The organism is Pseudoalteromonas sp. SG45-1 (assembly GCF_014164135.1).
Lineage (GTDB): Bacteria > Pseudomonadota > Gammaproteobacteria > Enterobacterales > Alteromonadaceae > Pseudoalteromonas > Pseudoalteromonas distincta.
Genome location: NZ_JACJEP010000010.1, coordinates 1 through 16,225 on the forward strand (window position 1 = coordinate 1; position 16,225 = coordinate 16,225).

Here is a 16,225-nt window from a genome sequence, read left to right on the forward strand (position 1 = left end):
ACACTACTCATCATTACCTCTTAAAATTAGTGGTGATAGATTTAATCATTAATTAAATATAACGGTAAATAAAGTGAATCAGTTTTACACTGCCAGCCATGCATATCTTTGCCCAATTTAGCCATGCTAAGCGCATTTAATGACATAACCGCATTTCCATCTTCTTTGAAGTCACCGTATTTACACTCATCAGCGTGCCATGCAATTACTTTGTCAATGCTTGATTGCCATAATAAATCATCACCAATAGTAAGACCTTTAATCGCCTCAATAAGCGGAGCAATGCATTGTTGCACATCCTTATCTTTAGTTGATTTAGCCTCAGTAAGCGCATTTTCAATTTCTTCTTCCGGCAGTACTTTACCTGTGCCTATTTTAATTAGTAAGTGATCATATAAAAAAATAGCTTTTTTAGTCACGCTGCTGGTTGTAAAACCATCTGCATATTCACGTAATTTACTTATTATTGAGTCATCACCAAACAACAAAGCAACATTTAACTCACCTTGAATTGTCCATTCGTTGTTGTGTCCTTTTAATTCAGGATCAAAGCCTGTTAAATACGCGAATTGCGCTGCTTTTTTTAAATAACACTTAGCTTCTTCATAATCTTCTAAAACGTAGTGTGCATATGCCAACTCTTGGTACTCTTCAGAAAGTATTTGTGCTGCTTCTTCTTTATCTTCTTGAGAAGCTAACGGATCGTTAATATCAGCAAGCCTGACCTCAATTACCATAGGTGAATCTTCAAAAAGCTCTTCAAATTCGAAATCATAATTATTAAGTTTTAACATTCTTATTCCTTGAACGTAAATCTAAAATGCATTTAGCAGTCTATTAAATATAACGGTAAATAGAGTGAATCAGTTTTACATTGCCAGCCATGCATATCTTTACCCAATTTAGCCATGCTAAGCGCATTTAATGACATGACTGCATTTCCATCTTCTTTGAAGTCACCGTATTTACACTCATCAGCGTGCCACGCAATAACTTTGTCTATGCTTGATTGCCATAAATAATCATCGCCATTGGTAAGGCCTTTAATGGCCTCAATAAGAGGAACAATGCATTGTTGTACATCTTTATCTTTAGTTAATTTAGCCTCAGTAAGCGCATTTTCAATTTCTTCTTCCGGCAGTACTTTACCTGTGCCAATTTTAATTAATAGATGATCATATAAAAAGATAGCTTTCTTTGTCACGCTGCTGGTTGTAAAGCCATCAGCATGTTCACGTAATTTGTTTATTATTGATTCATCTCCAAACAACAAAGCGACATTTAACTCTCCTTGAATAGTCCACTCATTGTTATACTCTTTAATTTCCGGGTCAAAACCTGTTAAATAAGAAAATGGCGCTGCTTTTTTTAAGTAAAGTTTTGCCTCGGTGTAATTTTCTAAAACATAATGCGCATATGCTAGATCTTGATATTTATAAGAAAGGATCCATGCCGCATCCTGCTTTTCTTCAAGAGGAGTCTGCCTGTTGTCCATATCAGCTAATCTAATTTCAATAGTTATAGGTGCTTTTCTAAAAAGCTTTTCAAATTCAAAGTTATAATTATTAAGTTTTAACATTCTTATTCCTTGAACTTAAATATAAAACGTCTTTATTGGTCTATTAAAAATAACGGTAAATAGAGTGAATCAGTTTTACACTGCCAACCATGCATATCTTTACCTAATTTAGCCATACTAAGCGCATTTAATGACATGACCGCATTTCCATCTTCTTTGAAATCACCGTATTTACACTCATCAGCGTGCCACGCAATGACTTTGTCTATGCTTGATTGCCATAAATAATCATCGCCATTGGTAAGGCCTTTAATGGCCTCAATAAGCGGAACAATGCATTGCTGTACATCTTTATCTTTAGTTGCTTTAGCCTCAGTAAGCGCATTTTCAATTTCTTCTACCGGCAGTACTTTACCTGTGCCTATTTTTATCAGTAAATGATCATATAAATAACAAGCCTGATGTATAATATTATCAGTAGGTAAACTCCAACCAACCGTTTTCAGTTTTTGTTTTGTCGCCACATCACCAAATAATATCACTAAGTTAATTCGATGCTGGATATTCCAATCACCAAATACATTTTTAAGCTCAGGGTCAAAGCTGCTTAAGTAAGTAAATGGTGCTGCTTTTTTTAAGTATAGTTTTGCTTCCTTATAGTTTTCTAAAACGTAGTATGCGTATGCAAGCTCTTGATATTCTCCGGAAAGTATTCTCGCAGCGTCTTTTTTATCTTTTTGAGGAGCTAAAGTATCGTTAATATCAGCAAGCCTAACATCAATAAACATAGGTGCATCTTCAAAAAGTTCTTCAAATTCGAAATCATAATTATTAAGTTTTAACATTCTTATTCCTTGAACGTAAATCTAAAATGCATTTAGCAGTCAATTAAATATAACGGTAAATAGAGTGAATCAGTTTTACACTGCCAACCATGCATATCTTTACCCAATTTAGCCATACTAAGCGCATTTAATGACATAACCGCATTTCCATCTTCTTTGAAGTCACCGTATTTACACTCATCAATGTGCCACGCAATTACTTTGTCAATGCTTGATTGCCATAATAAATCATCGCCAATGGAAAGACCTTTAATCGCCTCAATAAGCGGAACAATGCATTGTTGTACATCTTTATCTTTAGTTGATTTAGCCTCATTAAGTGCATTTTCAATTTCTTCTTCCGGCGGTACTTTACCTGTGCCTATTTTTATTAGTAAGTGATCATATAAAAAAATAGCTTTTTTAGTCACGCTGCTGGTTGTAAAGTCATCAGCATGAGCTCGTAACTTGCTTATTATTGAGTCATCACCGAACAACAGAGCGACATTTAACTCACCTTGGATTGTCCACTCATTGTTGTGTCCTTTTAGTTCTGAGTCAAAGCCTGTTAAATAAGCAAACGGCGCTGCTTTTTTTAAGTAAAGCTTTGCCTCGGCGTAGTTTTCTAAAACGTAGTATGCGCATGCAAGCTCTTGATATTGCTCAGAAAGAACCCAACAAGCCCTCTTTTTGATATCAACCTCAACAGATTGCTCACTCATATGCCTCAGTCTTATCTCTATTGTAATAGGCGATTCTTCAAAAAGTTCTTCAAATTCGAAATCATAATTATTAAGTTTTAGCATTTTCATCCCTGAACATAATGATAATAAAGTTTATTAATACAACCTAAATGCAAGTATTTAATTTAAATAAAACAATAAGGGAGTTAATTTTAAGAGTAAGAGTAGGTGTGAGCAAAGTTAAAGCATGTTAACTTTGCAATTTGAAATACTAGCCGAAAGCGCTTAAATTTTTTTAGCTATTATCATCACTAATACGACTTGCTACCGCACTACTTTGATCTTTGTATTTTGCATCTTTACGAATATTGTATGGGTTTTCACACGGGCCCGATAACATTTCAAAGCTCATAGCACCAATTTTCATCAGTGGGCGTAGTGCCAGTGGTAATTTACCTGAGTTGTAAAACTCTAAAACAATATTGCCGCTCCAGCCTGGGTCTATTCGATGCGCGGTTACATGCACCATTAAACCCAAACGCGCAAGCGATGAGCGTCCATCTAACCAACCTACTATATCTGCTGGTAGAGTTACTTTTTCATGGGTAATAGCTAGTGCAAGTTCACCTGGGTGTAAAAAGAATGCTTCACCTTCATCAAGCACTATTTCTTCACTCATGATCGATTCCATGGCCTTATTTAACTGATCTTTTGGACCACTTAAATCGACGTATGCCGCGTTATGCGCATTAAACGTTCTAAATTTATTACCCAAGCGTAAATCGGCCGTTACACCTGAAATCATCTCGCTCGTTGGTGCAGGCTCAATAACTATGCGGCCATCGCTTAAGTATTCTTTAATATGTGTGTCTGAAAGTCTCATTATTTATTAATCTTCCGTAATCACAATTTCAATTGCATTGTGATGCTGTTGATAATAAAGCGTGCTGGCTATTAACCTTGCTGCTGCGCTGTATGTTTTGCTTATTGCGGCATCGTTATCGCTTGCAATAAGTTTACCTTGCTCAGAATACTCGCGTATATCTATTGCAAGTGGAATATGGCTAAGTACAGGCACGCCGTGCTTATGCGCCAGTTTTTGTGCACCGTCTTTACCAAAAACGTGGTTAGCTTCACCACAGTGAGTACAAATGTAGTGGCTCATATTTTCTATTAAGCCAAGCACCGGTACGTTTACTTTATTAAACATAGCAATGCCTTTTTGCGCATCGGCTAGCGCTAAATCTTGCGGTGTAGTGACAATAACGGTGCCGCTAGCGGGTACTTTTTGGCTCATTGTAAGCTGAATATCACCGGTGCCCGGTGGCATATCAACAATTAAGTAGTCAAGCTCGCCCCAATCGGTTTCGTTAAGTAACTGGCTCAGCGCGCCTGACGCCATTGGCCCGCGCCACACCGTGGCATCATCGCTTGGAACTAAAAAGCCAATTGACTGCGCTTTAATGCCATTTGCATCAAAAGGCTGTAGCTGTTTGTTATCTTTAGTGACGGGCTCTGCGCCCACTAATCCTAAAAGCATTGGGATAGATGGGCCATAAATGTCAGCATCTAAAATACCCACCTTTGCGCCTTCATTTTTAAGCGCGCCTGCCAAGTTAACAGCAGTAGTCGACTTACCTACCCCACCTTTGCCTGAGGCAATAAGTACAATATGTTTAATCGCTTTAAACTTAGCCGCCTCTTTAATGATAACCTTGGCGCTAATTGTTACAGGCACATTTAAGCTTTCACTTACGTGTTGCTCAACTAAAGGCATTTCTGATTGCCCAGCAAATGGCAGAGTTAATTTGATTTGTAGTGATTTATCGTCATTTTGAGTAATAGTATCAATGAAGCTTTCGTCAATACCGACGGCAAAAGCCGCACTACGATATGCCGCTAAGGCAGTTATAATCGGTTGTTTTTGCACCGATTTAGAAGAGAATAGTTTCGACAGTCCAAACATAGCAATTAAATAGCGTTTCTTTGATGAAAAGTGCCACGGAATTATGTAACATTCAGGGCATTAACACCAGTCAATTAATAAAAATCCATAAGCTGTGCGCACTCTAAGCAGATAGCTTGTAGATAAATTAATGATAATTGCCGTTTGTATAATAAAAACGGCGTTTTATCCTCAATTCGGAATGATTATGACGCAGCGAAAGATCCTGATTACCAGCGCATTACCTTATGCAAATGGCCCTACTCACCTAGGTCATTTATTGGAATATATTCAAACTGATATTTGGTCACGTTTTCAAAAACTACAAGGCCACGAAGCTTATTATGTTTGCGCAGACGATGCCCACGGCACGCCAATTATGCTTAATGCGCAAAAGCAAGGGATCACGCCTGAAGAAATGGTAAAACAAGTGAGCATAGAGCGCCAACGCGACTTTGCTGACTTTAATATCAAATTTGATAACTACCACAGCACCCACAGCCAAGAAAACAAAGAATTAAGCGAACTTATTTATAACCGCCTAAACGATGCCGGTCATATTAAAAAGCACACTATTTCGCAATTATTTGATCCAGAAAAAGGTATTTTCTTACCAGACCGCTTTGTAACAGGTACTTGCCCGACGTGTAAGTCTGAAAACCAAAACGGCGATAGCTGTGATTCGTGTGGTGCTACATACAGCCCTACCGAACTTATTAACCCGCGTTCTGTAATGTCAGGTGCTGAGCCTGTACTTAAAGATTCTGAGCATTACTTTTTTGACCTGCCAGCATTTGAAGGCATGCTAAAAGAGTGGTTACACTCGGGAACTATTCAACAAGAAATGGCTAACAAGCTAGACGAATGGTTTACCGATGGCTTGCAACAGTGGGATATTAGCCGTGACGCACCTTATTTTGGTTTTGAAATCCCAAATGCACCAGGCAAATATTTTTACGTTTGGTTAGATGCACCTATTGGTTACATGGCGAGTTTTAAAAACCTATGTGACGAAAAAGGCCTCGACTTTGATGCGTTTTGGGCTGAAGGTTCAGACGCAGAGCTTTATCACTTTATTGGTAAAGACATTATCTACTTCCACAGCTTATTTTGGCCAGCAATGCTAGAAGGCGCTAATTTTAGAAAGCCAACTAACGTATTCGCTCATGGTTTTGTAACTGTGAATGGCGAAAAAATGTCTAAATCAAAGGGTACGTTTATTAAAGCGCGTACTTATTTAGATAACTTAAACCCAGAATACTTACGTTACTACTACGCAGCAAAATTAAGCAGCGGTATTGTTGATCTGGATTTAAACCTAGAAGACTTTGCACAGCGCGTAAATTCAGACCTAGTAGGTAAAGTAGTCAACATAGCGAGCCGTTGTGCTGGCTTTATTACTAAAAAGTTTGATGGCAAGCTAAGCAACACTATTATGCAACCAGAGCTGTTAGCAGAGTTTCAAGCTGCTGCACCTAGCATTACAACACACTACGAGAACCGCGATTACAGCCGCGCAATTCGCGAAATAATGGCGCTTGCCGACAAAGCAAACCAATTTATTGATGGCGCAGCACCTTGGGTATTAATTAAAGACGAAACTAAGCAACAAGAAGCACACGAAGTGTGTTCTCTTGGTCTTAACTTGTTCCGCGTTTTAATTACTTACTTAAAACCCGTGCTACCAGGAATGGCAGACAACGTACAAGCGTTTTTAAATGACGACCTTGCATGGGACGGCGTTCAAAATGCACTAGTAAGCCACCCTATCAATAAATTTAAACCGTTAATGCAACGTGTTGAAATGGATAAAGTGAACAAAATGGTTGAAGAATCTAAAGAAAGCTTAGCACCAAAAGTAACAATTGACCCTAACAGCCCACTTGCAAAAGAGCCAATTAGCGACGAGATTGAGTTCGATGATTTTGCAAAAGTAGACCTACGCGTAGCTAAAATTGCTAAAGCAGAGCACGTAGAAGGCGCAGATAAACTACTTAAGCTAACACTTGATTTAGGCGGCGAAACTCGCCAAGTGTTTGCGGGTATTAAATCAGCTTATGCACCTGAGGATATCGAAGGCAAGCTAACCGTTATGGTTGCTAACCTTAAGCCTCGTAAAATGCGCTTTGGTATGTCTGAAGGCATGGTATTGGCAGCAGGCCCTGGCGGAAAAGAAATTTATATTCTTAACCCAGATGACGGCTCAGAGCCTGGTATGCGCGTAATGTAATATTATTCATACAATAAAAAAACCGCTGATATGTCAGCGGTTTTTTTATGGGCTAAAGTAATGTTTAGTCGTATATTAAATACCGAACAAGAGCGTAGTGTTCTTACCAAGCTTGTAAAAAAATATATAAGTAAACTGCCTAAATAGGCAGTTATATTTTAACTCTAAAATTAATTATCTTATTTAATTGAGCTTTTTCAATACGCGGTCTTTTCTTGGTAAGTAATAGTTATCGTAATCAAGAGGCACTATAACGCGCTCTGCTTTTCCTAATAACTCATTACGCGGAATTAAACCTATTACACGCGAGTCAGCGCTATTGTCGCGGTTATCGCCCATTGCTAAATAATAATCATCAGGAATTGTAATTGCGTCAAAGCCCGATAAACGTGAAGGAATATTTGCCACTCTTATCGAATGCGCTAACCCGTTTAAATCTTCGATTTTATCAAGCGAGTCTATGTTGCTTTGCTGATCTGCATAATTAAGTTTTTTACCATTAATAATGAGCTCATTATTTTCAAGCGCAACGGTGTCTCCTGGCACACCAATTACACGTTTAATTAAACGGTTATCGGCAGCTTGTGAGTCAAAAACAATAATATCACCGGTTTGTGGGTCCGCTAGTTTAAGTAGTTTTATATGCGTAAATGGGACACGAATATCGTAGGCCATTTTATCGGTAAGTATTCTGTCACCTTCTTGAATTGTTGGCTTCATAGAGCCTGTTGGCACTTCGTACCAATCGGCTACAGCGCTTCTAAATACGCTCATTAGTGCAATAAATACGATAAGAGAGCGGTTGTTTTTCCAAAACTTATAAACTAATTTCATGCCTATTCCCTTCAATTGAACAAGTCTTTAATTAAGTAACTGTTTATATGACTTTGCTATTTAGCTGCAGTTCAATCAATGATGTAACAAAACATGTTGACTACTAATTTTAATTGATCGATTAAATTTAGAGCGTCGTAACATTTAACGAAACCAACGGGTATTAACTTAAAGGAAAAATAAAATGTTTAAGAAAATTACTACTGCATTATTGTTTACAACTGCAAGCCTTGGATTTACTACAATGGCTTATGCCGATCATCATGGTATGAAAAAAGACGTTGTTGAAGTAGCCGTTGAAAATGGTTCGTTCACTACTCTTGTTGCTGCTGTTAAAGCCGCAGGTTTAGTTGAAACACTGCAAGGTAAAGGACCCTTTACTATTTTTGCACCAACAGATGCTGCATTTTCTAAATTACCTGAAGGCACTGTAGAAATGTTACTCAAGCCTGAAAACAAAGATAAGCTAACGGCGGTATTAACTTATCACGTAGTGTCTGGAAAAGTGATGGCAGCCGATGTAATGAAGGTAGATAGTGCGAAAACACTACAAGGCCAATCAGTTATGGTTAAAGCCGACAGCATGGGCGTAATGATAAATGACGCTAAAGTTGTAAAAGCTGATGTAAAAGCAAGCAACGGCGTAATTCATGTTATCGACACCGTACTACTTCCAAAAGAGTAGTCATAAAAGAATAAGCCAACTAAAAAAGCATAAGTAAATACTTATGCTTTTTTTTTTATTTTTGTTTCATGACATAACAAATTATTGATTTAGTTTTTCTTTCGCTTCTTTTACTTTTTCAAAATCTAAACCAAGTTCGTCAGTCGCTTCTTTAATAAGATGCGGTTGAGTCATCACGACTGCCATTAGTTGCTGTAGCTTTTTTGGCGGAATACCAAGCTCTTGAACAAGCGCCATTGCCATCATTGGGTTTTGAGTAAACGCTTCAAACAATGCTTTTACTTTTTCGTCGCTTACATTGTGCTCTTTAAGTATTGCTAGTATTGGATTCATTATTAAACCTTAAGTGTTTTTTATAGGGCTTAGTATATGGGCTAAACCCTAAAATTAAAGAGTTACTCTACAAGTAAAACCACTTTTCCTGCGTTTTCATTACGCTCTAAAATAGCATGGGCTTCGTTTGCGTCGCTCCAAGGCAATGTTTTATACAAGTTAAAGTCGTACTTTTTAGTGGCAATATCATTGTAAAAACGCGCTACAAAGTCGTCGCGCACCTGACGTTTAAACTCAATACTACGATTTCTAAGCGTTGAGGCATGAAACGAAATACGCTTTTGTAAAAGCGCCGCAAAATCAACCTCTGCAAAACGTCCATCTAAAAATGCAAGCATCACAATTTGGCAATCCATGGCTGCAATAGCGGCATTTTTATTTAAGTAACTACCCGAAACAGGATCTACAATTGCATTTGCTGTTAACTCATTTGCTTTCATATATTCTACAAAGTCAGTGGTTTTGTAGTTAATTGCATGATCGGCACCGAGTTCTTTTGCGTGTTGGCATTTATCATCCGTACCGGCAGTAATAACTACGGTAGCACCTGCGCTTTTAGCCATTTGAATTGCTGCACCGCCCACACCACTAGCACCTGCATGAATAAGCGCTGTTTGCCCTTTTTGTAATTTACCAAGCTCAAATAACGCGCCAAATGCCGTTAAATACACTTCGCTTATTGCAGCGCCTTCAGCCATTGTTACATCATCGGGTAATTCCATAAGCTGTTTTGCATCAACTGCTACATATTCGCTATAAGCACCACCAGAGCACAATGTAAAAATACGCTTGTTTAGCCAGCTTTTATCTACATCTTTTCCAAGCTCAGTAACTGTACCCGCACATTCTAAACCTAAAATAGGGCTATCTCCCGCAGGGGCCGGGTATTTACCTTGGCGCTGCATACTGTCTGCACGGTTTACACCTATTGCTGCAACTTTAACAAGTACTTCATGGCTCTTTAAAACCGGCTTTTCGGTTTCACTAAATGCAAGGTTGCCATCTTTATGAGAAATATATTTCATTGTTGCTCCAAGTTTAAAAACTGTAATAACATATAGATGGGGATGAACACAGATTCAAACAACCTCAAAAGCGCCAACTTTGTTTATAAGGATAAACATCGGGTAGATAACCATTATGTACTTGTTGCTGACAATCCTGCCAGAACGTCGCTAAAAACAAGTTACTGTGCTCATTATTAAAATAATTAAACGCAACCTCGTTGGCACTAAAAAACACCTTAAATTGGCTCGGAAATATATCGTTTTCAGCTATATCAAAATACGAGTTACTACTTAGCTCTTCAAGTGCATTTTGGGTTTGTGGAACCTCTCTAAAGTTGCAATCGGTAAGCGGGCAAATTTCGTCAAAATCGTAAAACACCACTCGTCCCCATCGCGTTACGCCAAAGTTTTTCATTAGCATGTCGCCCGGAAATATATTAGCGCCCGCTAACTCTTTAATTGCTTTACCGTAGTCATGCATCACGCTCTCTAAGGTTTTGTTATCGCATTGGTTAATATATAAATTAAGCGGGGTCATTTTACGCTCAACATAAACGTGCTTTAAAATGAGTGCCTTACCCGATATAACCATACTGCTACCAATTTGGTTTTTCATCTGCTCAAGCAATTCATCACTAAAACGGCTTAAATCGAACGCTAAATATCTAAACTCGTGCGTATCTACCAAACGACCAACCCTATCGGCTTGTTTTACAAAGTTATACTTGTCTATCACTTGTGCTTTGGTGGCTGTTTTTGGCGCACTAAATTTGTCTTTAATTACTTTATAAACGTAATCTAGCCCTTCAATAGTAAATACCAGCATTACCATACCTGGCGTCCCTGGCGCTTTAACATACTTGAAGTTGGCTGGGCTATTTTTAGTCGTATCGACCTTATACCGATAAAACTCAGTTTTGGCGTGCTTTATAAAACCAATGGCGTTAAATAACTCAAAGCGTTGTTTGTGTGGCATTAATACACTTAGGTAATCTACATAACGTGCGGGCTTATCGGTATCAACCATAAAATAGGTGCGTGCAAAGCCAAATAATAAACTTAATTGATCGGCGCCCATCATTACAGCATCAAGCTTTAGTCCCTCATCGGTATTTAAAATAGCGATAGCAAAAGGCATATTGTCGCCATTTTTAGCAATGCAGCGCCCAATTAAATAACAGGCTTTGTTTCTAAAAAATAATGAGTTGGCGTATTCAATATAACCGTCGTTTAAATTTATAAGTTCGTACACCTGTTTGCATTGCTGCTTAGCGCCTTGCATTAACGTACTTTGTAATGTGGCTACATCAAGTTCTAAATGACTAAACGGCACTCTAAATACTTGATTAGTGATAAGCGTTTTAACGGCGTTATTAAACCCATTATGTAGCGATACCCTGCTCACTAAGCTTTCATAAGAGCGCGGCTCACTACGATACTTTGCTTTTAATACAAACAAATGCACAGTACGAATTTTTTTATCGTCCCAAATTGCGCCAAACGTTGAATTAAAAAAAGTATGCGCAATAGGTTTGTTTTCGTGATTTTCTACCATATCGCCGTAAATATTTTTAGCTAACTGCCACGTTTGCGGGCAAGTAAGCTCAGCATAAGCAATAACTCTCACGGCTTCACTCACGTTTTTCACTTCGCGCTCATACACTTGTAAACGTTCACGCATAGCACTTTGCACACTATGGTACTGTCGTTGTTCAAAACGGCTTTGTGCACCCAGTGTAATATTTAAAAATTGCGAAAACATCGCCTCAAATCCAGCAAAAACAGATCGTGCAAGCTTACTGGCAATAACGTTTTGCAGCGTATTATTAGATTTATGTGTTAGCCTATTTTGCATAAATACAGCACTTATATTGATGCCAGTTATGGCGGTTATTTTTATTAATTGTTTACACCTTAGCAAGCAGGCTTTAATTTAGATAATTAATAAACCATATAAATAGAATTTATTGGGCGTATTGACCTTTCGAGGTTAATTTTGCAGCCGTGTATTTGGTTTATAAGCAAGGCAAAGTACATGTAGTGTGGTGGCTCCCCATAAATGTACTTTAACGCTGCATAAAGGCCAAATACACACTGCCCATAGGGTTCTTTCTAGGGACGATTAACTCTTTGTTGCTCGATTTTTACTTAGCCCACTAGGTGGCAAACCTCGCGCCGCGATTAAATCGCCCCTAGATTGAACAAATTTCAACCCTGAAAGGCCAACACGCCCATATGAATATAAGAAATGTCGATCTTAACCTTCTCGTTTATTTAAATGTGTTAATAGACGAAAAAAGTGTGTCGAAAGCTGCAAATAAACTCGCGCTTACGCAACCGGCTATGAGTAACGCATTAAAACGTTTGCGCGATTTATTTGACGACCCGCTACTTGTGCGTGCCGCAGGCTCTATGACGCCAACGGCAAAGGCACTTGCGTTAAAGCCTGAAGTTGAGGCGCTCTTAAAAATGGCCGAAGCTATTACGCAGCCTAGTGAGCAATTTAACCCTGCAACCGCTGAAGTTACCTTTAGAATAATGGCAAATGACTACATAGAGTCGACCTTAATAGCCCCTTTTATAACTGCGCAGCTTAATAAAAATCCCGGTATTAATTTTGATGTATTAAGTCCAAGCGACATAAACCTGCAAGACATGGAAAAAGGCACTATAGATTTAGCAATAAACCGCTTTAATGGCCTGCCACGCTCGTTTCATCAAGCCAGTGTTTGGCGCGATAATTACTGTTGTTTAACCCATCCTAAAAATACATTTTTACAACAATCAGGGTTAGACGACTACTTAAAAAAAGAGCATATTTGGGTAAATCGTGCCGGCTGGGGGCCTGAAGCCGCTGTTACTAATAAATCAGGAAAGCAAAAATTAGGCTGGGTAGATGAAGCGCTTTGGCAACTAGAACAAACCCGTAAAATACGAGTTTTCACTCGCCACTATATGGTTGCAAGCCTGCTTTGCCAATCAGAGCAACTTATTGCCACCCTACCGCGCAGGCAAGCTAAGTTATTAACCTCTCATACTGATTTGGTAATCAGCCCGGTGCCATTCCAAATAGTGCCTATTGAGGTAAAAATGATATGGAGCCCACTGCTACACCATGCGCCAGCGCACCAATGGTTAAGGCGTGAGTTATTAGCGTTTGCTAAAACGATTGTAGATAGATAAATTATTATTTTCATCACATCAAACACCAGGTATTTTACTATCGCGCATACTGTCCAAGCTTTACTTTCATTAGAAGAATATAATGATAAACAAACTTAATAATAAGAATAACGATACTGCAAATATAATTTTTGCTGTCTTTCAAAAGTCCTATGCTATAGAGGCTAAACTGATCGGCGCGCATAACTTTCCTCCTTTAGCGCGTAATATTAGAGGTATAAAAAAATCAGAAACAACCTTTTATGGCTACAGCGAAAATGAATGTTTAGCAGCCGTTATTGAAGTAGATACAAACAACGAGTGTTTAGATATTTGTAGTTTAACCGTTGATCCTAGTCATTTTAAAAAAGGTATCGCAAGTAAGCTAATAAGTTATGTTTTAGCGATGGATGATTTTTCTCATGCAATAGTGGAGACTGCGGTTGCTAATACTCCTGCAATAAATTTATATAAAAAGCATGGCTTCGTGGAATTTAAAAGATGGACTCCTTCACATGGTATTGAAAAGCTGGCTATGTCGGTCGTAATTTAAATCAGTATTTCAAAATAGGTAATTTACAAATGGATAGTGCATCAATAATTGCGTGGAGTGTTTTGTTTGGCGGCATTGGTATTGGCTACCTTACTTACGGGCGAAGAAAAAAAGCCGTAGTGCCACTTTGCATTGGTTTATCGCTATTGGTATTTCCGTATTTTATGAGCAGTGTGAGCATGCTGTTGATTGTAGGCGCTATTTTAGTGGCTATTCCCTACTTTATTAAAATTTAACATTACTATTGTTATTGCTACTGTAACGACTAAATAAAATAAATGCTCAAAATAAAAAAGCGCCGTGGTATTCAACTTTGGGAAAATACCATGGCGCTTTTGGAAATCGTCGATATAGGAGTCTACCTACAGTGTATGATTAGCAAGCTTAGTACCAACTTCATAAAACAATTAAAACTCAATAAAAACAATTAACTAAGCATCCACCTTAACTCATCAACTAATCCCCTTGTTCCAGTTTTGTGCACGTTTTTACCGCTCTGCACCAAATTAATTAGTATAATTTAGGTATGTTTTCTATTTTTTTATTTAGTTTTAAAACTTACTATTGATGAAATCAATGTCAGTTATTGAAAACAACAATTTCATTAATAATACACTTAGCGCTAGAGTGAAGTTAAGCCAACAAACTAAGAGTAATAATTATGACAACATCAAGCTTCACACAACAAGACGGGTTATTTATTGATGCTAACTTACATCAGTTTATTGAAGAGCAGTTATGCGCAAAAACTAACACCACTGAAACTTACCAAGCATTAGCTACTTTAGTTGATGAGTTTGGTTGTAAATGCCGTAAAACAAAGCACCAACCAAATGATGTATTAGAAGTGGATACATTGCTAAACGCATACCAACTTAAAAACCACCCACTTTGCCATGTTGATGCACAAACGACAGAAGCCGTTTTAGACGAATATTGCTGCCAGGTTCCTGCAATTATTGTTGTTGCGTTAATGGATACGCTTAGTGGTACGCAGTGCGATGAACCTCAAGCACATGAGATTTACCATCGTGCAGCGCAGTTAACCAACCGCCCTTGCATGCACAGAGTAAAAACTGCCTCAGCAGCTTAATAATGAATGTGTTTAAAAGTGCTCGATAACCTTCTTTGCAAAGCCAGTACAAGTTAAGGTTGTCGAGTTATGAATACTTGAGTTATCGCTCTGCTCTTGCGCTAAATCAAAGGTTACTTCACCGCTTTTAAATGTTTGCTCTAACGCATTTTCTATTAGTAATGCGGCCTCGTCCCATCCCATAAATTTAAGCATTAATACCGCACTTAAAATACTACTGCTGGGGTTTGCTTTATTTTGCCCTGCTATACGTTCAAACGTGCCGTGTGTAGGCTCAAAAAATGCGACATCGTTATTTAAATTTGCAGCAGGCATTATGCCAACACCGCCAACTTGTGCGCTCAGCATATCCGCTAAAAAGTCACCATTTTGATTAGTCGTCACCACTACATCAAATTGCTCTGGGTGCATTAAACATTGCTGCAGCATGTTGTCGGCTATAACTTCTTTAATAATTAGAGGTGCTTGATTTACTCGCTCTATTTGCAGCCAACGCCCATTTTCATGTGCAGTGGCATTAAATTCGCTTTGTGCAAGTGCATACCCCCAACGCTTAAATGCCCCATCGGTAAATTTAAGTACATTGCCTTTATGCACTAGCGTTAATGATTCACTATCGTTTTTAAGTGCATAGTTAATGGCAAAGCGCATTAGTCGCTCAGAGCCTTCTTTAGATATATTTTTAATACCAATACCGCATTCTTGTGAAAACCTTAAGCGGGTTACGCCCATTTCCTCACATAAAAAATCGAGCATTTTTTCACTTTCTACACTGCCTGCTTGCCACTCAATACCTGAGTACACGTCTTCGCTGCTATCACGAAGCACTGTTATGTTTGTTAAAAAAGGATTTTTTAAAGGAGAAGGAAGTGCGCTAAAGCCTTTTATAGTGCGCATATTTACAAACAAATCCATTTCTTGCCTGAGTGCAACATTAAGCGATCGAAAGCCACCACCCAGTGGTGTGGTTAACGGCCCTTTTATGGCAATTTTGCAGGCACGTACCGCGTTAATTGTTTCTTGCGGGAACCAGTCACCGTCATACAGCTTTGCGGCCTGCTCGCCATTATAAACTTGCATCCAATGAATTTTCCGTGCACTTTTATAACAATGCTCAATTGCACTATCAACAACGTGGCGCATCACCGGCATAACATCCAGCCCCACGCCATCGCCATCAATAAAAGCAATGATAGGTTCTAACGGTATTTGCCAATGTCCTTGTGCATCAATAGTGATATTTTGGCCGTGCTCAGGAACTTGAATATGCTGATACGTCATGGCTAAAACCTAACTTAAAATAACGATTAATTGATTAAACCATGCTTAGCTAGAGGTGTCTGTATTTGTACTTTTA

At 38.5% G+C, this 16,225-nt stretch carries 17 protein-coding genes; 6 read left to right on the top strand and 11 right to left on the bottom strand.

Going from position 1 to position 16,225, the window contains the following annotated elements; all coding sequences use genetic code 11:
- Positions 1-41 precede the first annotated feature (41 nt).
- The 6 genes from H5117_RS10260 to apbC form a co-directional block, all read right to left on the bottom strand.
- Complete coding sequence (locus H5117_RS10260) at positions 42-794, bottom strand: immunity 49 family protein (RefSeq protein ID WP_182737595.1); 753 nt, start codon at positions 792-794, stop codon at positions 42-44.
- A 32-nt stretch (positions 795-826) separates the two neighbouring features.
- On the bottom strand, positions 827-1,579 hold the full coding sequence (locus H5117_RS10265) for an Imm49 family immunity protein (protein ID WP_182737597.1): 753 nt from the start codon (positions 1,577-1,579) through the stop codon (positions 827-829).
- Between the two features lie 32 nt (positions 1,580-1,611).
- Positions 1,612-2,364, bottom strand: coding sequence for an Imm49 family immunity protein (locus tag H5117_RS10270; RefSeq protein WP_182737599.1), 753 nt, complete (start codon positions 2,362-2,364; stop codon positions 1,612-1,614).
- A gap of 32 nt (positions 2,365-2,396) precedes the next feature.
- Positions 2,397-3,149 (bottom strand): hypothetical protein, encoded by a 753-nt coding sequence (locus H5117_RS10275; protein ID WP_182737601.1) that lies wholly within the window; start codon positions 3,147-3,149, stop codon positions 2,397-2,399.
- Between the two features lie 172 nt (positions 3,150-3,321).
- Positions 3,322-3,909, bottom strand: a complete 588-nt coding sequence (gene dcd / locus H5117_RS10280; protein WP_182737603.1) for a dCTP deaminase — start codon at positions 3,907-3,909, stop codon at positions 3,322-3,324.
- A 6-nt stretch (positions 3,910-3,915) separates the two neighbouring features.
- Positions 3,916-4,992: an iron-sulfur cluster carrier protein ApbC gene (gene apbC, locus H5117_RS10285; RefSeq protein WP_182737605.1), complete on the bottom strand. Its 1,077-nt coding sequence runs from the start codon at positions 4,990-4,992 to the stop codon at positions 3,916-3,918.
- 187 nt (positions 4,993-5,179) lie between these two features.
- On the opposite strand from apbC, the gene metG reads away from it, so the two are divergent.
- A complete protein-coding gene (gene metG, locus H5117_RS10290; RefSeq protein ID WP_024597613.1) occupies positions 5,180-7,201 on the top strand; it encodes a methionine--tRNA ligase in 2,022 nt (673 codons plus the stop codon).
- A 183-nt stretch (positions 7,202-7,384) separates the two neighbouring features.
- Here the strand turns inward: metG and lepB are convergent, their stop codons facing one another.
- The gene (gene lepB, locus H5117_RS10295; protein WP_182737608.1) at positions 7,385-8,035 is read right to left on the bottom strand and encodes a signal peptidase I; all 651 of its coding nucleotides are present in this window, start codon (positions 8,033-8,035) and stop codon (positions 7,385-7,387) included.
- Positions 8,036-8,219: 184 nt separating this feature from the next.
- On the opposite strand from lepB, the gene H5117_RS10300 reads away from it, so the two are divergent.
- Positions 8,220-8,720: a fasciclin domain-containing protein gene (locus H5117_RS10300; protein WP_007582534.1), complete on the top strand. Its 501-nt coding sequence runs from the start codon at positions 8,220-8,222 to the stop codon at positions 8,718-8,720.
- 81 nt (positions 8,721-8,801) lie between these two features.
- Here the strand turns inward: H5117_RS10300 and H5117_RS10305 are convergent, their stop codons facing one another.
- The 3 genes from H5117_RS10305 to aceK form a co-directional block, all read right to left on the bottom strand.
- Complete coding sequence (locus tag H5117_RS10305; protein ID WP_182737610.1) at positions 8,802-9,053, bottom strand: DUF2999 family protein; 252 nt, start codon at positions 9,051-9,053, stop codon at positions 8,802-8,804.
- A 62-nt stretch (positions 9,054-9,115) separates the two neighbouring features.
- The gene (locus tag H5117_RS10310) at positions 9,116-10,078 is read right to left on the bottom strand and encodes a zinc-binding dehydrogenase (protein WP_182737612.1); all 963 of its coding nucleotides are present in this window, start codon (positions 10,076-10,078) and stop codon (positions 9,116-9,118) included.
- Positions 10,079-10,142: 64 nt separating this feature from the next.
- Positions 10,143-11,915, bottom strand: a complete 1,773-nt coding sequence (aceK, locus tag H5117_RS10315; RefSeq protein ID WP_182737615.1) for a bifunctional isocitrate dehydrogenase kinase/phosphatase — start codon at positions 11,913-11,915, stop codon at positions 10,143-10,145.
- A 380-nt stretch (positions 11,916-12,295) separates the two neighbouring features.
- Here aceK and H5117_RS10320 point away from each other — a divergent pair, with 380 nt between their 5' ends.
- The 4 genes from H5117_RS10320 (at position 12,296) to H5117_RS10335 (ending at position 14,868) form a co-directional block, all read left to right on the top strand.
- Entirely contained in the window at positions 12,296-13,243 is a 948-nt protein-coding gene (locus tag H5117_RS10320) for a LysR family transcriptional regulator (protein WP_182737617.1), read from the top strand.
- 82 nt (positions 13,244-13,325) lie between these two features.
- On the top strand, positions 13,326-13,775 hold the full coding sequence (locus tag H5117_RS10325; protein WP_182720381.1) for an N-acetyltransferase: 450 nt from the start codon (positions 13,326-13,328) through the stop codon (positions 13,773-13,775).
- Between the two features lie 29 nt (positions 13,776-13,804).
- Positions 13,805-14,011 (top strand): hypothetical protein, encoded by a 207-nt coding sequence (locus tag H5117_RS10330; protein WP_007375422.1) that lies wholly within the window; start codon positions 13,805-13,807, stop codon positions 14,009-14,011.
- Positions 14,012-14,436: 425 nt separating this feature from the next.
- On the top strand, positions 14,437-14,868 hold the full coding sequence (locus H5117_RS10335; RefSeq protein ID WP_002961558.1) for a hypothetical protein: 432 nt from the start codon (positions 14,437-14,439) through the stop codon (positions 14,866-14,868).
- Between the two features lie 12 nt (positions 14,869-14,880).
- Here the strand turns inward: H5117_RS10335 and icd are convergent, their stop codons facing one another.
- Positions 14,881-16,149: an NADP-dependent isocitrate dehydrogenase gene (gene icd / locus H5117_RS10340; RefSeq protein WP_138488944.1), complete on the bottom strand. Its 1,269-nt coding sequence runs from the start codon at positions 16,147-16,149 to the stop codon at positions 14,881-14,883.
- Positions 16,150-16,225: the final 76 nt, after the last annotated feature.